The 24,919-nt window shown below is 64.3% G+C and carries 20 protein-coding genes and 2 tRNA genes; 5 read left to right on the top strand and 17 right to left on the bottom strand.

Annotation, left to right across the window (positions count from 1 at the left end; translation table 11 throughout):
- Positions 1-12 precede the first annotated feature (12 nt).
- Positions 13-1,062 carry a Stf0 family sulfotransferase gene (locus tag BLP76_RS02485; protein ID WP_170130347.1) on the top strand — a complete coding sequence of 350 codons (1,050 nt, stop codon included), beginning with the start codon at positions 13-15 and terminating at the stop codon, positions 1,060-1,062.
- A gap of 30 nt (positions 1,063-1,092) precedes the next feature.
- Here the strand turns inward: BLP76_RS02485 and BLP76_RS02480 are convergent, their stop codons facing one another.
- Entirely contained in the window at positions 1,093-2,040 is a 948-nt protein-coding gene (locus BLP76_RS02480) for a polysaccharide lyase family 20 protein (protein ID WP_170130348.1), read from the bottom strand.
- 151 nt (positions 2,041-2,191) lie between these two features.
- Positions 2,192-2,266: transfer RNA gene (locus BLP76_RS02475), tRNA-Gln, on the bottom strand.
- 192 nt (positions 2,267-2,458) lie between these two features.
- Between BLP76_RS02475 and BLP76_RS02470 the strand changes: the two genes are divergently transcribed.
- A tRNA-Pro gene (locus BLP76_RS02470) sits at positions 2,459-2,535 on the top strand.
- A gap of 409 nt (positions 2,536-2,944) precedes the next feature.
- Here BLP76_RS02470 and amaB read toward each other — a convergent pair.
- From amaB to BLP76_RS02420, 10 genes are all read right to left on the bottom strand, one after another.
- Entirely contained in the window at positions 2,945-4,447 is a 1,503-nt protein-coding gene (gene amaB / locus BLP76_RS02465) for an L-piperidine-6-carboxylate dehydrogenase (RefSeq protein WP_092809291.1), read from the bottom strand.
- Positions 4,448-4,609: 162 nt separating this feature from the next.
- Positions 4,610-5,614, bottom strand: a complete 1,005-nt coding sequence (locus BLP76_RS02460) for an ornithine cyclodeaminase family protein (protein WP_170130349.1) — start codon at positions 5,612-5,614, stop codon at positions 4,610-4,612.
- Entirely contained in the window at positions 5,611-6,915 is a 1,305-nt protein-coding gene (locus BLP76_RS02455) for an NAD(P)/FAD-dependent oxidoreductase (RefSeq protein ID WP_092809290.1), read from the bottom strand. Before BLP76_RS02455 ends, BLP76_RS02460 begins: the two co-directional genes overlap by 4 nt.
- 119 nt (positions 6,916-7,034) lie before the next feature.
- Complete coding sequence (locus BLP76_RS02450) at positions 7,035-8,852, bottom strand: ABC transporter permease subunit (RefSeq protein WP_092809289.1); 1,818 nt, start codon at positions 8,850-8,852, stop codon at positions 7,035-7,037.
- Positions 8,845-9,951: an ABC transporter ATP-binding protein gene (locus BLP76_RS02445; RefSeq protein ID WP_244514385.1), complete on the bottom strand. Its 1,107-nt coding sequence runs from the start codon at positions 9,949-9,951 to the stop codon at positions 8,845-8,847. The genes BLP76_RS02450 and BLP76_RS02445 overlap by 8 nt, the downstream gene beginning before the upstream one ends.
- A gap of 59 nt (positions 9,952-10,010) precedes the next feature.
- Positions 10,011-11,075, bottom strand: a complete 1,065-nt coding sequence (locus BLP76_RS02440) for an ABC transporter substrate-binding protein (protein WP_092809288.1) — start codon at positions 11,073-11,075, stop codon at positions 10,011-10,013.
- 648 nt (positions 11,076-11,723) lie between these two features.
- Positions 11,724-12,923 (bottom strand): NAD(P)/FAD-dependent oxidoreductase, encoded by a 1,200-nt coding sequence (locus BLP76_RS02435; protein ID WP_092809287.1) that lies wholly within the window; start codon positions 12,921-12,923, stop codon positions 11,724-11,726.
- Positions 12,920-14,290 (bottom strand): FAD/NAD(P)-dependent oxidoreductase, encoded by a 1,371-nt coding sequence (locus BLP76_RS02430; RefSeq protein ID WP_244514384.1) that lies wholly within the window; start codon positions 14,288-14,290, stop codon positions 12,920-12,922. Before BLP76_RS02430 ends, BLP76_RS02435 begins: the two co-directional genes overlap by 4 nt.
- A 34-nt stretch (positions 14,291-14,324) precedes the next feature.
- The gene (locus BLP76_RS02425) at positions 14,325-14,639 is read right to left on the bottom strand and encodes a (2Fe-2S)-binding protein (protein ID WP_092809285.1); all 315 of its coding nucleotides are present in this window, start codon (positions 14,637-14,639) and stop codon (positions 14,325-14,327) included.
- Positions 14,640-14,745: 106 nt separating this feature from the next.
- Positions 14,746-15,528 carry an IclR family transcriptional regulator gene (locus tag BLP76_RS02420; protein ID WP_244514383.1) on the bottom strand — a complete coding sequence of 261 codons (783 nt, stop codon included), beginning with the start codon at positions 15,526-15,528 and terminating at the stop codon, positions 14,746-14,748.
- Positions 15,529-15,672: 144 nt separating this feature from the next.
- Between BLP76_RS02420 and BLP76_RS02415 the strand changes: the two genes are divergently transcribed.
- The 3 genes from BLP76_RS02415 to BLP76_RS02405 are packed head-to-tail and all read left to right on the top strand — an operon-like array spanning position 15,673 to position 19,158.
- The gene (locus tag BLP76_RS02415) at positions 15,673-16,437 is read left to right on the top strand and encodes an enoyl-CoA hydratase/isomerase family protein (RefSeq protein ID WP_092809283.1); all 765 of its coding nucleotides are present in this window, start codon (positions 15,673-15,675) and stop codon (positions 16,435-16,437) included.
- A gap of 13 nt (positions 16,438-16,450) precedes the next feature.
- Positions 16,451-18,070, top strand: a complete 1,620-nt coding sequence (locus BLP76_RS02410) for a class I adenylate-forming enzyme family protein (RefSeq protein ID WP_244514382.1) — start codon at positions 16,451-16,453, stop codon at positions 18,068-18,070.
- Complete coding sequence (locus BLP76_RS02405; protein ID WP_092809282.1) at positions 18,067-19,158, top strand: hypothetical protein; 1,092 nt, start codon at positions 18,067-18,069, stop codon at positions 19,156-19,158. Before BLP76_RS02410 ends, BLP76_RS02405 begins: the two co-directional genes overlap by 4 nt.
- 61 nt (positions 19,159-19,219) lie before the next feature.
- On the opposite strand, the gene BLP76_RS02400 is transcribed toward BLP76_RS02405, so the two are convergent.
- The 5 genes from BLP76_RS02400 to BLP76_RS02380 all read right to left on the bottom strand — a co-directional run bounded on the left by BLP76_RS02400 (position 19,220) and on the right by BLP76_RS02380 (position 24,916).
- Complete coding sequence (locus BLP76_RS02400; protein WP_092809281.1) at positions 19,220-21,601, bottom strand: transketolase-like TK C-terminal-containing protein; 2,382 nt, start codon at positions 21,599-21,601, stop codon at positions 19,220-19,222.
- Between the two features lie 104 nt (positions 21,602-21,705).
- Positions 21,706-22,101, bottom strand: coding sequence for a carboxymuconolactone decarboxylase family protein (locus BLP76_RS02395; RefSeq protein ID WP_092809280.1), 396 nt, complete (start codon positions 22,099-22,101; stop codon positions 21,706-21,708).
- Complete coding sequence (locus tag BLP76_RS02390; RefSeq protein WP_092809279.1) at positions 22,094-23,506, bottom strand: FAD-dependent oxidoreductase; 1,413 nt, start codon at positions 23,504-23,506, stop codon at positions 22,094-22,096. The genes BLP76_RS02395 and BLP76_RS02390 overlap by 8 nt, the downstream gene beginning before the upstream one ends.
- Complete coding sequence (locus BLP76_RS02385; RefSeq protein WP_092809278.1) at positions 23,503-23,814, bottom strand: 2Fe-2S iron-sulfur cluster-binding protein; 312 nt, start codon at positions 23,812-23,814, stop codon at positions 23,503-23,505. Before BLP76_RS02385 ends, BLP76_RS02390 begins: the two co-directional genes overlap by 4 nt.
- On the bottom strand, positions 23,798-24,916 hold the full coding sequence (locus BLP76_RS02380; RefSeq protein ID WP_092809277.1) for an NAD(P)/FAD-dependent oxidoreductase: 1,119 nt from the start codon (positions 24,914-24,916) through the stop codon (positions 23,798-23,800). The genes BLP76_RS02385 and BLP76_RS02380 overlap by 17 nt, the downstream gene beginning before the upstream one ends.
- Positions 24,917-24,919: the final 3 nt, after the last annotated feature.

Raw genomic sequence — 24,919 nt, 5'->3', positions numbered from 1 at the left:
AGCCCGCGAGAGTTGTTTCGCGCTGTCAAGAAGCTCAAGCTCTTGCAGCGCTTTCAGGAAGCGGGAGATGTGCGCATCGCGGCAGATCCGGGCTGCGCCGATTTTCTGAGGAGTTACCGAGGGGGGGCCTATGCCGCCCTTCTTCTTGACGACAGGTCGTCGCCATCCGGGCAGATCCATGGTGGCCACCTCATCGCCATATCCACTGACGACGAAACGCGCCTGAAGCAGCGTCTGGCAGAGCGCTTCCCGCATGCAACCGTCGCCGGCTTCATCGGCGATGTGGCTCTCAGAGCGGCGGCACACGCCGATCCCCTCGCCGACGACACCGGCATCCGCAGAGAGAGCGAGCCGAGCAAGCTCTATGCTGTCGTCTGCGGCCCCCGCACCGGATCGACCTGGTTCGTCAATCTCCTGCGGGAAACGGGACGTCTCGGACGGCCGACGGAGCATCTGCGTCCGCTAACCGTTTTCATGGCCCGTCACCGCGACCGCTTCGCAGTGGATCTCAGCCGTTGGCTCGCCCTTCTTGTGCGGCAGGAGCAGAAAAACAGGGTCTTCGGGACCAAGATCATCGACGATTTCGCCATTTCGCTTGCGCCCCTTCTCTCCGGCAACGAACGGGCCATGGTGCAGAGCCTTGCTGCGAAGACACGCATTGTCCGTCTCCATCGGCGCGATCGGGTGGCTCAGGCGGTTTCGGAATATATCGCGGACGCGACCAAGGTCTGGCATGTGCGCACCAACGAGGCGATGGCCGCCTACAGCGAGGCCAAAGAGACAGTCTCCTACGATTATGAGCACATCCTCGCCTCCTACCGCCGTCACAGGGCCGCAGAAGCCACCATCGACGGCTGGTTGGTGAGGACGGGACAGCCGGTGCTCAACGTCGTCTACGAGGACGTTCTTGCCGCGCCGGAGACGCATCTGCGGGAGATCTACAGCTTTCTCAGGAGCGAGCCTGCCCCCATCCTGCAGGTTTCATCCACGCGCTATCAGCGGTTGGGCGACGCGGTGAACGAGGAGATGGCTCGCCGCTTTCGCGCCGAATCGGGTCTCTAGACGTCTTCTTCACAGACCGCCGGCCGGTCTTCACAAGCCGAGATCGTGGCAAATCTTCTCCGCCAACATATCTGTGCAATTCTCGCTGCGCGCGAAATCATCGAATAAGAGCGACCACGTGCCGTCGCCGGCATCGCGGTAAGGGCCGAATTTGAAATATTGATTCGGACCGAGATGGTGATGGCCGATGCGGCCGGTCACCTGCGCCACCCGCTCGCCATTGACGAAGAGTTCGATGCGGCCGTCACCGTCGGGCCCGGCGCGCGTGAAAGCGACGATATTGAACCAGCCATCCTTCGCTTCGGGCAAAACCGGCACGAAGCGGGTCACATGGATTTCGTCCGTGCACGCATCGTATTCCTCATGGCGCGCGGGCCGATCTCCCCCTTCGGCAATCATCCAGCCACGGCTCTGACCATCATAGGGACGGTTCCAGACCTCCGTCTCACCCGGCCGACAGGGGTAGATCTTGGTCCCGTCAGCGGAGAGGAGCGGCTTCAGCAATTCGGTCTCGACGGTGAAGAAGAGCTTCCCGTCTCGCAGTCTGAGAGCCAGGAAGGGGCTTGAATTCCCCGGGACGCCCTTCGGAATCGTACGCTTCCATTGCGCTAGGACATGTCGGTGATCGCCATCCGGGCGGGGACCGACGAAACGCACCGAAAAGCGGTACCAGACGGGCGTTCCGTAAGGCAGATGAGCGTTCTTCGATTCCCACAATTCGGCACGCTCGCTGCAGTCCTGCGCCTTTGGCGGACAATGCTCTTTGAGCGTGAGTTCAATCGCCGTCGAGCCGTCCCGTCCAGCGCCAGGCACAAAACGATAGCTGCCGGCACGCTGCTCGAAATTGTCCTTGTAATAGAGCACGGCGGGATCGAGTTCGCCGCTTTCGAAGTCCTCTCGCAGCATTTTCGCCTGTCCGACGGAAGCAAAGAGCGAGAACCAAAGGCCGGCAAACAGGAGCATTAGGAAAAAGCGCATCGGTCTCATCACCAGAGGCAGGGATCCCGGCAAGGCTTACCGGTCACCGTTTGCGCAAGCAATCCACGCTCTCCGGGCGGTTGCCAGCCAATGGCCGGCCTACGCCCGATCCGACGAAAGCGACCAGTAGAACAACGAGACATGAGGGAATTGGCTGGGGCGGCAGGATTCGAACCTGCGAATGGCGGCACCAAAAGCCGCTGCCTTACCACTTGGCTACGCCCCAATGCACGCTCGCAAGAGCAGTGCATGCGCCTATAAGGGCTTTGACGAAGTTGGGCAACATGTCGAACCGATCATAAGCCTATGAAGGTGGCTGCGACATAGGTGCAGGCCTTTTATGCCAAATCCATTGCATCACATTGAGAAGATGGCTTGAAGCCGAAGCGGTGCAAGGCTATAAGCCACCCCGCTTCGGCGGAGTGTAGCGCAGCCTGGTAGCGCACCTCGTTCGGGACGAGGGGGTCGCAGGTTCGAATCCTGCCACTCCGACCATTTTATCCCGAGGCCTTGGGACCGGATCGCGGTTCCGGGGCTTTTGCCGGCCTATGATGCCGGCCCAGTCTGAGCCAAAGAGCCAGACCGCGACGTCGTTCCCGCGAGACCCTGACCTAGTTTTCGCTTCAAGTGCGAATCGCAATTTTGATTCGAACCCTGTCGGCCTGCCGAGCGGGTGATCTAACGATCACGACATCGAATCGAGAGTCAGGCGTGACGCATCTGAAGACGTCGGATCGTTCAGGCGGCTTCTTTCGAATCCCGGACCAGAGGCGCAGATCCGCAAGCGCGTCGAGTCGCGCGGTTGCGGCGACGCCGGTCGCTTAAAGCAGAAGCGAGTGTCGAGGCCACCGACGCTTCGTGAAACAGGCAGCGGCGAGAAAACCGCCGCTGCCCGAAAAGCTGATCAATCGATATCGAACGAGACGCCCTGAGCGAGCGGCAAGGCATTGGAATAATTGATCGTATTGGTGGCGCGCCGCATGTAGCCCTTCCAGGCATCGGAACCGGATTCGCGCCCGCCACCGGTGTCCTTTTCGCCGCCGAAGGCGCCGCCGATCTCTGCACCCGAGGGTCCGATATTGACATTGGCAATGCCGCAATCGGAGCCCGCCGCCGAGAGGAAACGCTCCGCCTCACGCAGATCGGTCGTAAAGATGCACGAGGAGAGGCCCTGGGAGACGTCGTTCTGGATGGCGATCGCCTCGTCGAGCTCGCGGTACTTCATGCAGTAGAGGATCGGCGCAAACGTCTCCTCGCGGACGATATCGGTCTGCGCCGGCATCTCGACGATCGCGGGATGCACATAGGCCGCATCTGGATAAGTGTCGACGAGCGCGCGGCCACCGCCATGCACCGTGCCGCCATCGGCGGCTGCCGCCTTGAGGGCCTTGTCCATCGCCTCCGCGGCGGCACCGTCGATCAACGGACCGACGAGCGTTCCGTCGGCCAGCGGATCGCCGATCGGTAGCTTGGCATAGACCTCGGCAAGCCGGGGCACGAGCTTGTCGTAGACGTCTTCATGGACAATCAGCCGTCGCAGCGAGGTGCAGCGCTGGCCGGCCGTGCCGACCGCCGCAAACACAATGGCACGTACGGCAAGCTCGAGATCGGCGGACGGGCCGACGATCATGGCGTTGTTGCCGCCGAGCTCGAGGATGAGCTTGCCGAAGCGGGCGGCGACTTTCGGTCCGACGGCCCGGCCCATGCGCACGGAACCCGTGGCCGAGACCACGGCCACGTCGGGGCTTTCCACGAGCACATTGCCGGCTGCGGCATCGCCAACGACGACCTGCAGGAGCCCCTCCGGAGCATCGCCGAAACGAGTGAGCGCACGCTCAAAAATCCGGTGCGTGGCAAGCGCCGTCAGAGGCGTCTTCTCCGATGGCTTCCAAAGGATCGGATCGCCGCAGACAAGCGCGAGCGCGGCATTCCATGCCCAAGGCGCAACAGGAAAGTTGAAGGCAGTGATCACGGCGCAGGGACCGGCCGGATGCCAGGTTTCGCGCATCGAATGGCCGGGGCGCTCAGATGCGATCGTCAGGCCGTAGAGCTGCCGCGACAGGCCGACGGCGAAGTCGCAGATGTCGATCATCTCCTGCACTTCACCAAGACCTTCCTGATAGATTTTGCCGCATTCGAGCGCCACCAGGCGTCCAAGGTCTTCCTTGGCAGCACGCAGCTCTTCACCAAGAAGACGGACAAGCTCGCCACGACGCGGCGCGGGCACATCCCGCCAGGCCTTGAACGCCGCCGTTGCCGTTGTGACCATCGCCTCGACGTCACTAGGGGCATGGGTTTCGAGGCGGGCAATCTCCGATCCGTCGACCGGCGTGGTGACGACAAGCGAGCCTGAAGACGTCTGCCCGGTCGAGAGCCCGCAAGCTTCGAGAAGCGTCTGATACGTCATGGAATGAATTCTCCGCGTGTTCTTGATGTAATCGGGCGATGCAGTGGCCATGCCTCCTTACGACATGCCCGCTTGCCAAGGGCAAGAGCCGTCATGAGGTGAAAGCTTTGGCCAGACTGAAACGATCGACGGTCCGCCCATCCGGGACAGTTCCGCAAGTCCTCATGTTCTGTTGGAAACCTCTGTAATCCTGGCGTCACTGGCAATGATGCCGGGCCACGCCCTCTCTACCACCAGCGCGCTCAGCGCGAGGTCGGCCAGGGATGACCCCTTGAAGCAGAAGAGCCGACGGCCGCGCGTCTCGGGACTTGTCGCCTCCTGGGGTGCCGTTTCCCGACACATCGCCAGAAGGTCGGTGGTGAACTCAGCCGTGTCGACCTCGCGGCCGTTTACGTCCCAAGGATGCGTGCCCTGTGCCAGATCGTCGGTCGCCAGAAGATCGAAAGCGGCAAAACTCTCAGGCAGCCAGGCGCGGCCCAGATCGACAGCGGACACAAAACAGTCGCGCTTCAAGACGCGCGCATCAAGGAACGGCATCAGCTCAGGCGAGGCCGGCACCATCGAGACGACGATATCGGCGCGCTCAAGCAGATCCTGCGGCGAAGACACGACCTCACCGGCAAGGCCGCGCGCCTCCGCGGCCTCGACGAGACGCGCGGCCGAGGCCTCGCTTCGACTGAAGGCCAGAAGGCGATCGAGATCAGGTCGGAGGGTGCAAAGGGCCGCGAGATGTTGATGGGCCTGCAGGCCGCAACCGATCATGCCGAGCGTCTGCGCGCCGGCTGGGGCGAGATACGAGCCTGCAACCGCAGAAAGCGCCGCCGTGCGGATAAGCGTAATCTCGTTGCCGTCGAGGACGGCCATGGGTTTGCCGGTTTCATAATCACTGACGATAATGAGGCTGTTGATCCCGGGCCCCTCGCCTCCCGGGGGCACCGTCGCGATGCCCGTCCATTTGACAACAGCGAGGCCGGCGGATGCCGAAGCCGCAGCCATCGCCTGGAAGCCGTGACCAGGCGAAAGCGCGAGCGCCGTCTTGGGCGCCCTCACGGCGCGGTCTTCGCTTGCAGCCCGGAAGATCTCGGTAACGGCGCGTCGCGCTTCATCCGGAGCGATGGCGAGCCTCCTGATATCGGCCTCACCCAGAAATCGGGGAGCTTCGTTCACGCGCCAAATCTCCGCGGAGAGAAAGCCTCGTCCTCCGGGGAGACCACGCCGGCCGCCAGGAGACGTGAGACGATCTGCGCCGTCGCCGGTGCCTGGATCATACCGGAATGCCCATGGCCGAAAGCGTGCACGATATCGGCGCAATCCGAGGCCGCGCCGATCGAAGGTAGCCCGTCGGGCGTCGACGGCCGGTGGCCCATCCAGCGCTCCACGCGATCGGGAGACTGCACCCCCGGGAGGCCGGGAAGCAGCTTTTTGCCGAAGGCGAGGAGGATGTCGGCACGGCGCCAGTTTGGCGGGGCATGGAGCGAAGCGAGTTCGACCTGCCCTGCGATACGCAAGCCACGGTTCGTCGGCGTGACCGCCATCTTTCCGTCGGCCGGCATGACCGACATCGGCGGATGGCCGATGACGCTGGGCAGGACCACATGATAGCCGCGCTCGGAGATCAGCGGAACATTGTCGCCCGCCTGGCGCGCGAGCTCGGCCGACCAGGCACCGGCGGCGATGACCGCGCGGTCGCAGGCGATGCTTTCGTCGTCGCTCACCACATGCGTGAGACGGCTATCGGCCATCTTGAAGCTGCGGGCGGTGCTGCGGACGAGGCGGCCGCCTTCGGCACAGAAATGCGCCACAAGGCCTTCGCAATAGCTACGCGTGTCGCGGATGAAGGCCCCCTCGTCGACCCGGATGCCGAAGCCGTATTCCGTTGACAGGGCCGGCTCCCGCTCGATCAGCGCTGCGCGATCATGTTCGCTGAAGCGGACGCCGAGTTCCTTGCGCATCTTCCATTCTCGCGCCTCGCGCTCGATGTCGGAGCGGTCGCGATAGAGGAACCAGACACCTTCGCGGGCGATAAGATGCTCGGTGCCGGCTGACCGCGCCCATTTCAGATGCCAGTCCACTGTGCTGCGGCACAGCCGGTAACGATGCGCGGCACAGACCTCGACCTTGCGCCAGCTGCTGCCGGCGCGCAGGAAGCGGACAAGCCAGGGCAGAAGCGACGGCAGGTGGCGCCAGCGGATGACGAAGGGGCCGGAAGGATCGGCGAGATAGCCCGGCACCTCTTTCCACAAACCCGGAACCGACATCGGCATGATCGAGGCTGGGCTGAGCCATGCGCCATTGCCGTATGAAGCCGCCTGGTCGCCTCCCGGAGGGCCGCAATCGACGAGGATCACGTCGTGACCGGCCTCCTGGAGCTCCAGGGCGCAAAAAATCCCAACGATGCCAGCACCGATCACGACAGTGCGGAGAGGCTTTTCCGTCGGGCCGGGCGCGGTCCCTCTTGCGTCAGCCAATGTCACTGCCGTTCGTCCCCAATAGCGTCACGACAATCGCGTGGGACAGCAGGCCTGGAAGCTGCCGGGCGCGATATTGCGGCAAACTCACATCCATCACCGCTCCACCGTCTCCCCTATTATTTGGCAACGCCGCGCCTGCGCAGGATCTCCGAACCGAGGATCACCGCCGTCATGAAGGCGAGGATGAGCGTCGCGACGGCTGCGAGCGCCGGGCTGACACGCAGGAGCGCATCGTCCCACATCTGCTTCGGCAAGGTGGTGACCTGTCCACCCGTCACGAACAATGAAATCGTCAGCTCGTCGAAGGAGATGATGAAGGCGAACATGAAGGCGGCGATGAGACCGGAACGGATCAGCGGGAAGGTCACGTTGAGGAAGGTTCGCACGCCGTTCGCCCCGAGAGTCGAGGCGGCATGATCGAGCCGGATGTCGTAGTTCTTGAGAACCGCGACAACCGTCACGACGACATAGGGAATGGCGAGGACCGTATGGCCAATGATGAGGCCGATGGTCGTCCCGACGAGACCGATCTGCGCGAAGAGATAAAAGAGCGCCACCGCGATAATGATATGCGGCATGATCAGAGGCGAGATCAGGAACGCCATGATGGCGGTCGTGCGTCGGGCGCGCCGGACCAAATAGAAGGCCGCAGGGACGCCGAGCATGAGAGCCACCACGGCGACGCTGAAAGCGACGACGAAGGAGCGCCAGGCCGCACCGATCCACAGGGGATTGTCGAAGACCTCGCGGTACCATTGCAGCGAAAAGCCTTTCGGTGGCCAGGTGAGGAACTGGGATTCGCTGAACGAGACCGGGACGACGAAGAAGGCCGGAACGGCGAGGAAGGCGATACCGGCGAGCGCGACGAAGCGTAAAACCTTACCGCCGATGCGGCGCGGCTTGCGGTCCGGCCGGGCCGGCATGAGGGCACCCAGCGCGCGGCCAATGGCGTCGGATACCTCCGAGATCGCCGTCAGGAGAAGATTGCCAACCTTCGAACCGAGCCAAGAGAGAGGATTCCGCGACGAGGCTCCCCCTCGCACATCGCCACCCGAAAGCGTCGAAAGGCCGACGAGCCGGTCGTAGATGTAGAAGATGACGAGCGCGACGACGAGAAGCATGATCGCGATCGCACCGGCGAAGCCCCAATTCAGCATCTCCTTGATCTGGAAAATGACGAGCTGGACGATGACGGTCTCACGCTCGCTGCCGAGGAGAGCCGGCGTGATGAAGAAACCGAGCGAGGTGATGAAGACGAGGAGCCCGCCCGCCGCGGCGCCTGGCAGGGATAGCGGAAAATAGATCCGCCAGAAGGCCGCTGCCGGCCGAGCGCCAAGCGTTCCCGCCGCATCGGTGAGACGCTTGTCGATATTTTCCATGACGGACAGCATGGTGAGCACGCAAAGCGGCATCAGCGCATGCACCATGCCGATCATGACACCGGAGAACTGGTAGAGAAACGACGGCGGATCGCTAACACCGAGCACCTGAAGCAACTGGTTGAGCGCACCGTTGCGCCCGAGAAGCACAATCCAGGCGAAGGTTCTGACGAGGAAGCTCGTCCAGAACGGCATCAGAACGAAGATCGCCAGGAGATTGCGCCGACTGGCAGGCAAAGTTGCCAGCAGATAAGCGATCGGATAGCCGGCGATGATGGCGAAGAGCGTCGTCCAGCCGGCAATCTTGAAGGTGATGAGCATCACCCGGACAACGACGGTGGATTCGCCAAGGCGGGCATAGTTTTCCGCACTGAGCCCGCCATCGGAGCCGACGAAGCTGCGTCCGAGCAACAGCGCCACCGGATAGACGAAGGCGACGGCAAGAAAGAGGGCCGCCGGGATAAGAGGCCAGCTGCCGCGCAACGTCGCAAGCGCTCGGCCAAGTGGACGCGCAGGAGCGGGCGGCGGCGCCGCAGAGCTGGACATGTCAGTCATGGGCCAGCACCACGCAGGAATCGGGTTCCCAGGAGAGAACCGCTTCCTTGTTGGGAGCAAGGCCGTCGCGCGGCTGGCCGGTGAGGATCTGTGCCTTGAGCTGCTGCCCCTGATGACCCTCGAAGAAGCACTTCGTCGTCCCGCCGGTCATAACGGCCTCGATGAAGGTGGCAGTGACGGAATTGGCGCCTGCCTCTGCCGCATTGATGCGGATGGCTTCGGGGCGGATCATCACGACCGCCTTGTCGCCGACATTCAGCTTCGTGGTGGTCGGACCACGTACGGGACGACCGTCATTCAGCGCGACCTCGCAGATACCGTCTTGGAAGCCGATTACTTCGCCTTCGAGAAGGTTCGATTCGCCCAGAAAATCGGCGGCGAAGCGGGTTTTCGGGCGGAAATAGAGTTCTTCGGGCGTGCCGATCTGCTCGATCCTACCCTGCCGCATCAGACAGATGCGATCGGACATGACGAGCGCCTCTTCCTGATCATGCGTCACGTAGAGCATGGCGAGACCGAGACGCTCGTGCAGACGCTTGATTTCGTATTGGAGCTGTTCGCGCAGCTTCTTGTCCAGCGCACCCAGGGGTTCGTCCATGAGGACGATCGACGGCTCGTAGACGAGGGCGCGGGCGAGCGCGATGCGTTGCTGCTGGCCACCTGAGAGCTGGCGAGGATAACGGTTTTCCGTGCCGGGAAGCTGCACGACGTCCAAAATCCGGCTCACCGCTTCGTCGATTTTCGAGGCCGACCAGCGGCGCATGCGCAGCGGAAAGCCGATGTTCTCGCCGATCGTCATGTGCGGAAACAGAGCATAGTTCTGGAAGACCATGCCGATGTCGCGCTGATACGGTGGGAGATACGTCGCAAGATCGCCATGGATCCTGATCTCGCCGCTGTCGGGCTCGTTGAGACCCGCGATCGCCAGGAGGAGTGTCGTCTTGCCCGAGCCGGAAGGGCCGAGAAGAGTAAGAAATTCGCCGGCGCGGACCTCGACGGAGGCTCCCTCGAGCGCCACGAACTCTCCAAAAGTCTTGCGGAGGTTGCGGACTTCGAGCTTCAGCGAATCGGAGTTTGACGAACCGTCAGCCATCTTCATGAAGGAAACCTTGGATAGGGGGCCGTCCTCCCGCACAGAGGCGGGAGGACGGGTTCACATCAGGACAGGAGCCACTCGTTGAAGCGCTGTTCCGCCTCTTCCTTGTTCTCACCCCACCATTCCTGGCTGGCGAGAATGAGCTTGTCGAAATGCGCAGGCGCAGTCGGCAGAAACTTCGCCCGCTCCGGCGGGATGTAGTCGTAGGCCTTCGGATTCGTCGGCCCGTAGGCCAGCGTCTTCGTGTATTCGGCCTGGCGCTTCGGATCGGCACAAAAGGCGATGAACTTCTTGGCCTCGTCGCTGGCGGGGCTGCCCTTGGGGATTGCCCAGCCTTCGATCGAATAGAGCCCCTGGTTCCAGACGATCTCGACGGTGCCATCCGCGTCGATGACGGTCTGAGCGCGGCCGTTCCAGGTCGGCAGCATGTCGACCTCGCCGGATTGCAGCATCTGGCTCGTCTGGGCACCGCCCGTCCACCACACGTCGATATCCGGGCGGATCTCGGTGAGCTTCTTGAAGGCCCGATCCAGGTCAAGCGGATAGAGCTCGTCCGGCGTCACGCCGTCAGCGAGAAGCGCGATCTCGAGCGTATCGATCGGACTCTTACGCAGCGCACGCCGGCCGGGGAAGTTCTCGACGTCCCAGAAATCCGCCCACGAGGATGGCTTCTTGTCTTTGAAATGGTCGGAACGGATAGCGAGAATCGTGGCGTAGACGTCGACACCCATCCAGTCGGGCGCCCTCGCCTCCTTCATGATGTCGCCCATATGCTCCAGATCCCAGTCGAGGGGCTCAAGCAGATCGCGGTCATGCAGGAGAACCTCGTCGCCCTGAGTGATCGTGACGACGTCCCAGCTGTAATTGCCGGTGTCGACGATCGCCTGAACTTGGCTCGTCGGCTGGTGCTCGCGGGCGACGTTGACGATCTGAAGGCCCGTCTTCTCCTCATAGGGTTTGTAGAAGGCTGCCCCATAGGCGTCCTTGAAGGGGCCTCCGGGATCGGCGACAGTCAGGGAATCCGCGGCGCGCGCTGGGCGAATGGAAAGGCCGACTGCACTGACGGCGACGCTCGCCGCACTCCCAAGGAGAATGCTGCGGCGGGAGATCTTCCTGTTGAACGGCATGGTTCTGTTCCTTTCCTCTCGTGAGACGTGCTCATAGGCTGGACAGGCTGCTGGTGTTCTGTGTGCGGGATCTGAGAGCCTGCCCAAACGCAGTCCCGTCTTGAAGAAAAGCGCTATCCACCTCTCGGGCCGGCCGGGTCATCCGCCACTCGCCCCTCGCTGGAGAGAACGGCGATGCCATGTCCGGGCATGCGATATGCGGCATGCGTGCTGTCGACGTCGTCGCGCTCGCCCGAAGCCCTTTACGGTCGCTCCGGCAATGCCTCAGCTGATCCCGGGAGGGAGCGGAGTGCGTATCCAGTCGTCTCGAAGTTCGGCCGGGCGCGTCTCGCCGGGGCAGACGATGGTCGCGCGGCGGCGCCGGGGTCAGCTGCCCGATGCCGTCTGCCAATTCGATCACCAGGCTGTCGCCCAAACGATCCCTCTCCGAACACTGTACTATTGGATTTCAATAGTACTTATTGAAATGAACCCCAGCAGAGGCCGACCTGTCAAGCGCGAGCTCACGCGGGAACGGCAAGAGCGAGCAGATTTTACAGGCGCCACACAGAAAGCCGAGCGACCTCAGGAGCTTTGCCTCCAGTCTGATTGTCGGCAATTCGTGCAAATGCTCATGTTGCGGCCGGAGTGCAGGGGCATCTTGGCCTGCTACCCCGCCAAGATGCCCTCGCCTGCGCCTCTCTCATCCGCGCGGTCGAACTCCGTCAGGAGCTTCTCGCTCTCTTCGAGATGACCATCGAACCGGCCAATGCGGTACGGATGAAGCGACGTGGGCGGCGGTTCGCCGACGATGGTCGCGGCCAGGCATTCGCCCACGGCGGGTGCGATCTGAAAGCCGCCGCCGCTTCCTCCGAAGGCATGGAAGAGGCCTTCTGTCGTCGCGCTCGGTCCTACGACCGGCAGCATGTCGGGCAGATAACCTTCGACGCCCGACCAGCTTCGGATAACCTCGGCGTGGCGGAAGGCCGGCAGGGCGGAGACGAGCGCCGCCATGCCCATGCGGGTCTTCTGCGGCGGCACGAAGGTGTGCTTTCCGTCGCAGGTCGATCGCGTGCGCGGATAGCCTGCGAAAATGACGTTGCCACGCGGGATCTGGCGAACGATCACATCGCCTTCGACGGCCTGAATGGTGGGGCGCAGGATATAAGGCAGCGGCTCCGTCACGAATTGCGGGGGGCCGGCAGCGAAGATCGGGACTCTCTCGCCGAAAGTCGCGGCGAGAGCACCGGCCCAGCCACCGGCGGCATTCACCAAGATGGGCGCAGAATGCACCCGCCCGTCCGCTGAGACAGCCGTGAAAAGCCCGTGCTCATGCCCGACCCCGGCGACCGAAAATCCCTCGTGAAGCACGCCTCCCGTCCGCAGGAAGGCTCGGCAGACGGCCGGTGTCGCCAGCCGCGGATTGGCGGTCGCGCAACGCTGCGAATAGCTCGCGATCGCAATCTCGGGCGCGAGCAGGGGCAGCCGGGCGCGGAGCGCATTGCCTTCCAGGATTTCAACCGTGAGGCCAGAGGCTTCGGAGGTCGCGGCATATTTCAGGAGTTTTGCCCTGCCCTCGCGCGTTCGGGCAAAATAGACATGGCCGGCCCGGTCGTACTCGCAATCCTCGCCGACGAGCTCGACGAAGCCTTCCCAATGGGTCTGAGCGCGCAGCGCCAGGGGATACTGAGCGGGATCACGGCCCTGCAGCCTGAGGCCACCGAAATTCGCACCGCTCGACTGCGCACCGACAAAGCCGCGTTCGAGGAGCACCACTTTCAGGCCAGCGCGCGCCAGGAACAAAGCGGAGAAGGCGCCGAAGAGACCGGCCCCGATCACCATCGCATCGAAGGCGGCCGGCCGGGTCATTCGGCGGCGTCCCGCATCGCCGCCGACATCGGGATCGGGCGGATCGGGGCCTGGGCTCGCAGGCGCCCGACCTCTGCAAGATCGCGCCCCGTGGCTTCCGCCACCACTTCGCCGAGCGCAACGCCGCAATAACGGCCCTGGCAGCGCCCCATGCCGCAGCGGGTGATCGCCTTGACGCGGTTGACTTCCACCGGACCGGATGCCCGTGGTACGGCCGCACGGACCTCACCAAGTGTGACGCGCTCGCAGCGACATAAAACCGTCTCGCCAGGCAGTCGCGAGAGCATCTCACCGGGGAGCCGGAAGGCTTTCGCGGCCGCGAGCTGGAAACGCCTCGCATGCTCAAGCCGCCGCCGCAAACGCCTCATCTCATCCGACTTCACCGCTTCACCGCGGCCCATTGCCTGAAGCATCGAGAGCGCCGCAAGGCGGCCGGCGAAACGGGCACCTTCCGCCCCCATCGTGCGGGCGCCATCGCCGGCAATCCACAACGCCGGCCCGGCCTGCCCGTCCGGCGACACGCGGGGAAACCAGTGCCGCAGCACCGGATCGAATTCGAAGGCAGCACCGGCGAGCTCGGCCAGCTGCGTCTCAGGCCGCAGCCCGAAGCCGATCGCCACTGCGTCGCAGTCAAGACGTTCCTCACGACCGGCGGCGTCGCGAAAACGAAATGCTTCGACGTGGTCTTTTCCTTCGACTGCGAGAAGCTCCGCAGCCGCGCGAATACGGACGCCGGCCCGCCGCAGCTCCGCCATCAGCGAAAGACCCTGGCGGAGCGTTCCCGCTGCGTATCTGGCCATGCCAATGGCGGCGTGCAGCTTGCCGCGTAAGGGTGTCGTATCGAGGACGGTGATCTCGCGCAGGCCGAGGCGGCAATACTGGGCCGCAGCGAGATAAAGGAGTGGCGAAAAACCTGCGAAGACGATCTTGCGGCCGATGAAGCTGCCGTGACGCTTCAAGGCCACTTGCGCCCCGCCGAGCGAATAGACGCCGGGCAAGGTCCAGCCGGGCAGCGGAAGAATGGCGTCGGTCGCACCAGTCGCGAGAAGGAGATGCGCATAACGCAAGTCCTGACACGCCCCCCCGCTCAAGAGCTCAAGACCTCCGTCGAAAGCGCCCCAGACGACAGTGTTCGCGCGGTAATCGCAAAGTGACAGGATGTGATCTTCCCGTGCTTCGCGCTCCTGCCGGCGCCTCGACGCACGCGCCCCGAAGAGAGGCTCGGCCTTGTCGCAAAGAAGAGGCGTCAGACGTCGTGTGCCCTGGCCGCCGGGCCGGTCGGACTCGTCGAGCACGATCGGATGGATCCCTGCCTCGACGAAGGCCCCGGCGGCAGCAAGACCCGCAGGGCCTGCTCCAACGATCACGGGCGGAGCGTCTTGGGAAGGGCCGCTCATCGCATCATGTCTCGGCAAGCGGCGGCGCCGTCACCAGCGCCATGCCGTCCTCCACCATGGTCATGCAGGCGCGGATGCGACCCCCATCCTCGCTCCAAAGGCTGCAATCCTGGCAGGCGCCCATCAGACAGAAACCCGCGCGGGAACGACCATCGAATTCTGAGCGGCCAAGAGCTGCCGCGTTGCGGAGCAGCACCGCTATCACGGTCTCGCCGCGCCGGGCCGGCATGCGAAGCCCGTCGAGGCTGATGAAAAGCTCAGTGGAGACCTCGTAGATCGGAACGAAAAGCCCCGAAGAGGACGCGGCGGATGCTGTCATTTCATTGCGATAACATCTATTGCATTAAGGCTGAACGCAGCCCACGCCCCTGTCAAGCAGGACCTCGCTCGCGCCCCAGACATGGGGCATCGGAAACCTCACGCTTTCAGGGGATCGAGATAGACCGTCCCGCGGCAATGATCAGATTGGCGTAGTTTTCCGTTACTTCTTCAGGAGAAAAACGTGCCAAAGAGGTGGCGATGCTGACTGCACCCGTCACCTTGTCGCCGGGGCCGATGATCGGCGCAGCGATCGAGGCATCGCCCCGATAAAGCTCTTCGAAGCAGACCGCGTAACCCTGCACGCGCACCTCGGCGATCAACTGCATCAGCCGATCAGGATCGGTCACCGTCGCCGGCGTGTGCATCTGCAGATCCGATTTCGCGATCACCGCGCGCGCGTCCTCCTCGCTCATTTGCGAGAGGATCGCCCGCCCCGGTGACATACAATACGCCGGCAGCCTTGTGCCGGTGGTCACGTCGGCATTCAACACATGCCGGCTCTGGATGCGGGCGATGTAGACGATCTCGGTGCCGTCGAGGATCGTCAGATTGACGGTCTCCTCGGTCTGCTTGCTGAGATGCTGAAGGACAGGCATCGCACGGCCGACAAGTTCCGAGGATTGCCGGTAATTGTAGCCAAGATCGAGTGTCTTGAGGGCCAGAGAGAATTGCCGCGTGACCGGGTTCTTCGTCAGATAGCCGAGATGCTGGAGCGTGTACGCGAAACGCTGCGCGGCACTCAGATCCATATTCGTCTGCTCGGCGATCTCCGACAGGCTCATCGACGGATGCTTGGAATCGAAGGCCTGGAGAACGCGAAACGCCTTCGCAACCGACTGCACCATCAGCGGGTTGGTTTTCCGCCCTTTTTGCGCCTGCGTACTCATCTTAGCCCCTGATCCGCGGTTAGCGTTTTACATCCTGAAGGCGTGCCGTCCAGTGCGATCACTCGTCATGTAGCCCCCCATTGGTTGACAGAGCGCTGCCGGCTGCATTATTACAATAACAGTTATTGCAATATAATGGATACAATGGCAGATTCCATCCTCACCGAGACAATCGGCCAAGTCCGCCGCATCACCTTGAACCGGCCGGACAAGCTCAATGCGTGGAACACGCAGATGCGTGACATGCTCAACGAGGCCCTCGACGAGGCCGAGGCCGATCCCGGCATTCGCGCCATCGTCCTGACGGGCGCCGGCGACCGTGCCTTCGGGGCGGGGCAGGATCTGAGCGAAAGCAAGACCTTCGACGCGGACCGCGCCGAAACCTGGATGGGCGAATGGAAGGCGCTCTACAATCGCTTCCGCCTCGGCTCGAAGCCGATCATCGCAGCGCTCAATGGCCTGGCCGCCGGATCGGCTTTCCAGGTGGCTCTTCTGTGCGATCTGCGCGTTGCGCATCCGGGCGTCAAAATGGGACAGCCGGAGATCAATTCCGGCATTCCGACGGTCACCGGCAACTGGATCATGCGCGAGCATCTCGGTCTCGCCCGCACCATCGACCTCACATTGACGGGCCGGATGATCGAGGCGGAAGAGGCGTTCTCGTTCGGGCTGATCAGCCGGCTCGTGCCGGCGGACGAGGTCCAGGCGACGGCGCTCGAACTGGCCGAACTTCTCGCCGCGAAGCCGCCCGTCGCCATGCGTCTCGACCGTCAGCGCATCGCCGAGGTGACGCAGGCCGGCTTCGATGACGCCATGAACTCAGGCGTCCGCGTCCAGGTCGAAGCCTATGGAACCGGCGAGCCGCAGGCCATGATGGAAGCTTTCTTCGAAGCGCGCCGCAAGCGCTGAGCCGGACGATGCGATGACAGACGGCGCGACGACAGACGGCGCCATGCCGCCCGAGAACACGCAGGGGCCGGCCGGGCCGCAGAGCGCCGGCATGTCCGCGCCCAGCTCCGATGTGCGTATTCATGGCCTGGCGAAAAACTTCAACGAGCTGTCCAACCGCGTGCCCGAACGCGTGTTTGCGCACACGCCCGAAGGACCGCTGACCTTCGGCGAGCTATCGTCGCGCGCTGACGCGATGATTTCGCATCTTTCGGCGCAAGGCGTGCGGGCCGGCGACCGTGTGATCGTCATGATGCGCAACAGCCCTGCCTCGCTGGCGCTCATCTTCGGCTTGATGCGGGCCGGCATGATCTGGGTTCCGACCAATCCAGCCCTTGTCGGCGACGGGCTCGCTCATGCGATCAAGCTCGTCGAAGCCGCGATCGTGGTCTGCGATCCCAATCTCGTGGAGACCGTCGAACACTGCGGCGCGACAGCCGAGAAAGGTATCCTGCCCTTGGCCGGGCTGCCGCCGGCAGTCGAGGCCGCAAGCTTGCAAGAGCCCGTTCTGGCCCCCGACGACCTCGTCGCTTTGATGTTCACCTCAGGCACGACGGGCCCGTCCAAAGCGGTCATGGTCACGCATGCCATGCTGGAATTGTCGGCCCAGGCGGCGGCGTTCTGCGCCGGGCTGAGGCCGGGCGACAACCTCTATGTCTGGGAGCCGTTCTACCATATCGGCGGCGCGCAGGTGATCGCACTGCCGCTCCTGCACGACGTCGTTCTGACGTTGCGCGACCGGTTCAGCGCCAGCCGCTTCTGGGCCGATGTGCGCGAAGCCGGCTGCACGCACATCCACCATCTCGGCGGCATCATCCAGATTCTCCTGAAACAGCCCCCCTCTCCGCTCGACCGCGACCACGATGTGCGGATCGCCTGGGGCGGCGGCTGTCCGGCAGATGTCTGGAAGGCCTTCGAGGATCGCTTCGGCGTAGAGATCCGCGAATGCTACGGCATGACGGAATCCTCGAGCCTGACGACCTGCAACACCGAAGGCGCCGTCGGCTCCGTCGGCCGTCCGCTGCCTTGGTTCACCGTGACGGTGAAGGACGAGGCCGGCAAGGTGCTCGGCGCCGGCGAAGGACGCGGCGAGATCATCGTGAACACGTCGCTGCCAGCGGCGATTTTTCCGGGCTATTACCGCAACCCGGAAGCGACGGCGAAGGCGCTGCGCGACGATGGCTTCCACACCGGCGATCTCGGCTCGTGGAACGAGGACGGGCTCCTCTTCTTCCACGGGCGCATGGGCGACAGCATCCGGTGCCGCGGTGAGAACGTCTCATCCCATGAGGTGGAATCGGTCGCCCTGCGCCATCCCGACGTCGAGGAATGCGCCATGGTCGGCGTGCCCGCCGAGGTCGGCGAATACGACATTCAGCTCTTCATCGTCCGGCGCAAGGGCTCCGAACTGAAGCCCGACACGCTCCATGACTGGCTTGCCGGCCGGCTCGCACCATATCAGCGGCCGCGTTACATCGCCTTCGTCGAGGAATTCCCAAAGACGCCAAGCCAGCGGATTCAGAAACACCGTCTCCCGCAAGCGCCCGAGGGCCGATGGGACAGTGCAACCCATACGGAGCGCAGAAAGCCATGAGCGTCGACGTCCTGGTGACCGGAACCGGCATGTTCGCTGGCCGGATCGTTCTCGATATCGCCGCAACCGCAAAGCACCCCGTCACCGTCATGGTCGCCGGCCGCAACACCGAGCGGCTCGACTGGCTGCGCACCGCCGGCAATGCCCGTGCCCGCATGTTCGGCACACCCGCGCGCGTCGTCACACACCGGCTCGACCTTCTTGAAGAGGCGGCGAGCGAGCAAATCCTGGAGATCGCCGCACCGCGCATCGTCGTGCAGGCCGCGTCGATCCAGACCTCGGCCGTGATCGCACAAACGGGCAATCGTTGGAGTCAACTCGTCGCAGATGGCGGGCTGTCCGCGACGGCGATTTTTCAGGCACTCATTTCCAGCCGCATGGCCGCCGCGATCAGCCAAAACGCGCCGGGCACGCATTTCATCAACTGCTCGTTTCCCGACGTCGTGAACGGCCTGATCGCCGCCATGGGCCACCGCGTCCTGTGCGGCACCGGCAATGTGGCGATCCTGTCGAATGTCTTCGACGGTGCGGAGGCTCGCGGCGCACTCGGTGACGGTGCCCTTCGGGTGCTCGCGCATTATCAGTGCCTTGCCCCGTGGCGGCGCAAGGCGGAAGACCGCAAAGGCGCTCCCGCCCCGCGCGTCTTCGTCGGCGACAGCGAGATCGATGACGTCTTCGCCACCTTCGCCGATGTCCGCCTGACGCCCGAACCCGCCATCGAGGTGTCCGGGGCGAGCGGCGTGACGCTTATCCTGGCGCTTGCCGCCGGCCTTCCCTGGTCGGGCCATGTGCCGGGGCCGAACGGTCTGCCCGGCGGATATCCCGTCGCACTCCGGGGCGACGCTCTATCGCTCGATTTGCCCAACGGTGTCTCGGAGGACGAGGCGGTCGCCTGGAACGACGCCTTCGAGACGCAAAGCGGCCTCACCGTGGAGGGGACGAAGGCGGTGTTTCATGGGCGGCTCGCGGAGCTTCTGGAACGCGAAGGCTTTGCCCATGCGCAGGGCTTCGACGTCCAGGCACTCGAGGCCGTCTGCGAGGACATGCTCGGCCTGCGGGACAGGCTCCTGGCGCAGCCGCAAGACTGAGGCGGCTTTTCATCCCGCGATCCGAAGCGCTCGCCGAGAACGCGGCGAGCGATCTTGCGCCTCAACTCGTCAGCACGCTGCGGATCTGACGACCGGGCGTGAGCGCCGCCACGCTCTCCACGATGCTTGCCGTGTCAATGCCGTAATGGCGGTAAAGGTCGGCGATCGTACCGGTCTGACCGAAATGTTCCACACCGAGCGGCACCGTGCGGTGACCGGCGACGGCACCGAGCCAGGCAAGCGTCGCGGGATGTCCGTCCGTCACTGTCACGACGGTGCAGTGGCGCGGCAGAGGCTTCAGCAGCGTTTCTACATGACCGGCGGCATGGCGGTGACCGCGCCGGCGGGCGCGCTGTGCCGCCGTCCAACCGGCATTGAGGCGGTCCGCAGAGGTGACGGCAAGGACGCCGATATCGCGCCGCCCCTCACCCAATTGTCCGGCCGCTTGGATCACTTCTGGGGCGACTGTCCCCTGATAGGCGAGCACCACGTCGGCGTTGGGCCCCGGCTCACGCAGCCAATAGGCGCCGTCGATGACACCGCGCGTGAAGTCTTCGTCGGTGCGCCGGATCGGCTGTTCCAGCGGCCGGGTCGTCAGCCGCAGATAGACCGAGCCGCCAGTCTCGTCGCGCAGCCAGGTCCGCTCGTCGGGATCGCCTTCACCATCGCGCTGCAGATAGTCGAAGGCCCAATCCATGATCACCGAGAGCTCGTCCAGGAAGGCCGGTTCGAAGCTCGCCAGCCCATCCTGGCTGATGCCGATGAGCGGCGAGCCGATCGACTGATGCGCGCCGCCCTCCGGCGCCAGCGACACGCCTGAGGGCGTGCCGACGATGAGGAAGCGCGCATCCTGGTAACAGGCATAATTGAGAGCATCGAGCCCGCGTGCGATGAAGGGATCGTAGACAGCACCGATCGGAATCAACCGCTCGCCGAACAGCGCATGCGAGAGACCTGCGGCTCCCAAAAGCAGGAAGAGATTCATCTCGGCGATGCCGAGCTCGATGTGCTGACCCTCCGGCGAAAAGATCCATTTCTGCGCCGAGGGCACGCGCTCGTCGCGAAACGTGTCGGAGAGCGCCCGGCGAGCAAAGAGGCCGCGGCGATTCACCCAGGGGCCGAGATTGGTCGAAACCGTGACGTCGGGGGCAGTGGTGACGATGTGATCTGCAATCTCGGAGCCGGCGCGCGCCAGGCCATCGAGGATCTTGCCGAAGCCCGCCTGGGTGGAGAGCATCTTGTCGTCGAGAAGAATTGGCCCGGGCGTTGCAATCTTCTTCGCCTTGTAGCGGCGCGTTCCCTTCTCGAAGAAAGGGACTGCAGCCAGGAAGCGGCGGAGCTCCGGATCATCGCCACAGGTCGCGAAAGGCCCCCATTCGGCGCCGTCGGCCACACCAAGGACGGATTTGAGCTCGCCCATCTGGGCGCCGGTCATCAGCCCGGCATGATTGTCCTTGTGGCCGGCGAGTGGTGTGCCCCAGCCCTTGATCGTGTAGGCGAGGAAGACCGTCGGCGTATCGTCTTTGACGGCATCGAAGGCGTCGGCGAGCGAGCGCACGCAATGACCGCCGAGATTGTTCATGAGCTCGCCGAGTTCGGCATCAGAGCGCCGCTCCAGAAGCTGGCTCACCTCCCCTTGATCGCCGATATCGTCCATCAGCCGCTTGCGCCAAGCCGCCCCGCCCTGGAAGGCGAGCGCCGAATAGAGCTGGTTCGGACAGGTGTCGATCCAGGCCCGCAGTCGGTCGCCGCCCGGCTCCTCGAATGCGGCGCGTTGCAGGGCGCCGTATTTCAGCACCACCACATTCCAGCCGAAGGCGCGGAACACCGCCTCGATGCGCTGCCACAAGCCTTCGCGTACCACGCCGTCGAGGCTCTGGCGGTTGTAGTCGATGATCCACCAGGTGTTGCGCAGCTCGTGCTTCCAGCCTTCCTGCAGACATTCGTAGACATTGCCTTCGTCGAGCTCGGCATCGCCGACGAGGGCAATCATGCGCCCGCGCGGCACATCGCGGCCCCAGCTATGGGCGGTGATGTAGTCCTGCACCAGCGAGGCGAAGGCCGTGATGCCGACGCCGAGACCGACCGAGCCGGTGGAGAAATCGACGTCGTCCACATCCTTGGTGCGGCTCGGATAGGATTGGGCGCCGCCATAGCCGCGGAAGGCTTCGAGCTTGTCGCGCGTCTGGTTGCCCATGAGATATTGCATCGCATGGAAGAGCGGCGAGGCATGCGGCTTCACCGCCACCCGGTCCTCGGGGCGCAGGGCGTGGAAGTAGAGCGCCGTCATGATCGAAGCCATGGAGGCGCAGGAGGCCTGGTGACCCCCGACCTTCACGGCATCCTTCTCGCGCACATTGTTGGCGTGGTGGATCATCCAGGAGGAGAGCCACAAAAGCTCCTTCTCCACCGCCTTCAGATGCCGGATTGTCTCCGTGTCCATGGTGCTTCTCCCCTCCCTGGCCGCGACCGTCACCGGCGCGTTTCTTGGCCGTTCCAGCCCCCTGCACACGTCTTATGCGTCGACGCGCTCGTCGTTGCAGATGTCTACTTCTCGTAGGCCGGATCGATCGGCACACGGTAGCCGTTGACGAGCCGGTTGGTTTCGTTGGCCATACCCACAACCGCCATCAGCTCTCCGAATTGTGCCTCCGTCATCCCCGCCTTTTCCGCGGACGCGGTGTGGCTGGCGATGCAATAACCGCAATTGTTGGTGACACTGACGGCGACATAGATGAGCTCTTTGACGAGCGGATCGAGCGCACCGGGCGCCATCACTTCCTTGACGCTTTCCCAGGTGCGCTTCAGCGTCGTCGGGTCGTTGGCGAGATACTTCCAGAAATTGTTGACGTCGGGAACATTGCGAGATGTCTTGATGTCGTCGAAGACCGCCTTCACCTCCGGCGACGCGTCCGCATATTCGATCGGCTGCGGTTTACCCATGGCTTTTCTCCCTCAAGTTGTTCTCAAACGATAGGCCGGCGATCTCGCCGACCGTGACCGGTTTCACCGGCATACGGCTGCGATAATAGCCGACCGCTTCCGGCGCGGCTCCGGTCAATGCAGCGATCGTCTCCACCACCGTGTGGCCGCACAAGCGCCCCTGGCACGGACCCATGCCGGCGCGGGTAAAGCTCTTCAGCTGATTGGGGCCGGGACAGCCTTCGGCGACGGCGCGCGCGATCTCGCCCCGCCGCACCTCTTCGCAGCGGCAGACGACCACGTCATCGTCCTCCGGCACGCGCATGCCCTGCGCCGGGCGGTAAAGCGCATCGAGGAAGGGGCGCAACGCAAGCTCGCGGCGACGCGCATTGAGGGGCAGCCGCGTCGCCGCCTCGAAGGATGGCGTGTCGAGGCGCTCAAGGTCATACGCCACCGCATGAGCGGCGATTTCGCCCGATAAGGCAGCAGTCTTTGCTCCGGCGATACCGGCGCCATCCCCGGCGGACAGAAGCCAGGCAAGGCTGGTGCGGCCGAACACATCGGTCTCGGGTCGGAAGGCGAGCTGGCGTTCGTCCCAGACATGCCGGCATCCGGCCGCCATGGTCATATTGAGGTTTGGAATGATGCCCTGGTGCAGGAAGGCGCGTTCCGTCTCGATTTCGTGGGAGCCTTGCGGGTCGCGCCAGCGCACGGCGGCAAGATGCCCTTCGCCCATAAGTTCGACGCTTTCCACGCGCCGGGACACAGCGACGGGCGAGGCTGCGATGCGGGCGAGCATGCCGACCCCCTTGGCGAGCATGCCCGGCGCCGCGAGCGCCCTCGGCAGATGCGGCAGCGCGGCCATACGATTTTGTGGCGGCGTCGTGTCGAGAATCGCTCGGATACGGACGCCCGCATTCAGATACTGGCAGGCGACGAGTGCAAGGAGCGGCCCGCACCCGATGAAGACGGCATCGTCTGCGACCACCCCTTCGCTCTTCAGGAGGATCTGCGCCGCGCCGGCCGTCATGACGCCGGGAAGCGTCCAACCTTTTACAGGGAACGGCCGCTCCATCGCGCCACCGGCCACAAGAATGCGCTCGGCCGCGATTTCACCCCCACCCGCAGGCGCGCTCCACGAGAGACCGTCGGATGCAAGCCGCCAGACCGTGGCGCTCGGATAGTAGCTCGCGCCGCTTTCCCGAAACGCCTCGGCAAGCGACCGGCCGGCAACATAGTCCGCGCCTAGAATTGCGCCGCGACCCGCGTCCGCAGTCTCCACATCGCGGTAGATCTGGCCGCCCGGCGCCGGCTGCTCGTCTACGACGGCGACCTTGAGCCCATGCCGACGCGCCGCAATGGCCGCAGCCATGCCGACCGGACCTGAGCCAACGATCGCGAGATCGACACAGTTTGCGTCGCTCAAAGCTCCTCCTCCGCCTTAGCGACGGCCGCCGCCCCGTCCTGGATCTCGACCGTCATGCCGGCGCGGACCCTCTCCAGACAGGTCTGTCGGTTCGGAACGTTATCGACGATCGCGAGGCAGTCGAAGCACACGCCCATCATGCAATAAGGTTCGCGCGGTGCGCCGCTCGCCGGCGTGGTGCGAAACGGCGAGAAGCCGGCCTCCAGAAGAGCGGCGGCAAGGTTGGCGCCCTCCTCCATCTCCACCGGACGCCCGTCGACATTGACCGTGACGCGCCCGCGGGCGCCTGTCTCAAGCCGCCTGAACATGGAAGCGCTCCGGCGAGAAGGGATGGTAGGCGGGAGTCGAGAAACCTTCGCCCATGAGGGTCTCCACCAGCGGCCCGGCATGAAAGGAGGAGAGCGTCACGCCGCTGTGGACACTGACGAGGAAGGCGCGGCCATCCTGCGTCTGTTGGTAGATCGGCGCGCCGTCGGGGCTCATGATCCGGAGCGCGCCCCAGGCGCGAACCACCTGAACGTGGCGCAGGAGCGGAAAGGCGGCAACGGCCCGCGCAGCGGTCTCCCGCAGCACCGGCAGCGTCGTTCCCTCGTCGAAGCCAGCCTCCTCGGAGGATTCCCCGAAGACGCAGCCGCCTTCCACCGTCTGGCGGACGAAATTGGTGCCGCAATCCAGGAAGGGCCGGACCTTTTCTGTCACGAGAATCTGGCCGCGGACCGGGCGCACCGGCGCGTCGAGACCCAGAAGAGGGGCAAGCCGGGCATTGCCGAGGCCGGCGGCGAGCACCACCCGCTCCGCCCGCACGGAGCCCATCGCCGTCGCGATCTCGACGCCATTTCCGGTGAAGGTGATATTCTCCGCCCTTCGGCAGGGAAGGTATTCACCGCCGAGGGCGACCGTGCCTTGGATCAGGGCGCGCAAGAGCCGCAAGGGGTTAGCAGTGCCATCATCGGGCGAGAAGATGGCGCCGGCAAGCGCGGGACCAGCCGCCGGCAGCCGCCGCCTCAGCTCGTCGCCCTCCAACACCTCGAACCGGCTCTTCACCGTGGCGGCATCATTGAGGCGCGCCATCATGGCGCCGCGCTTCTCAAGCTCTTCTGGCGAAAAGCAGAGAAAGAAGGCGCCCGGCCGGCGGAAGTGCACGTCGATGTCCGTCACCTTCTCGAGTTCTTCGGCGAAGGCGGCCCAGTCATTGGCTGCGCGGCGGCTGAGATCGGCATAGGGAGGGAGAGCGGCCCCCTTCCCTTGCACCCAGACATTGCCGAGATTGCCGCGGGCCGCCCGATGCGCGACATCGCCCTCGTCAAGAAGGAGCGGCTTTTCGCCGGCGCGGGCGAGCCCATAGGCGATGGCGGCACCGACAATGCCGCCGCCGATCACTGCCCATTGTGTGGAACGCACGCCGCTCACGGC

Origin of the sequence: Afifella marina DSM 2698 (assembly GCF_900102695.1) — a bacterium.
GTDB classification, from domain to species: domain Bacteria; phylum Pseudomonadota; class Alphaproteobacteria; order Rhizobiales; family Afifellaceae; genus Afifella; species Afifella marina.
The sequence above is the reverse complement of the archived record's forward strand: the minus strand, read 5'-3'. Positions and strand labels throughout refer to the sequence as shown.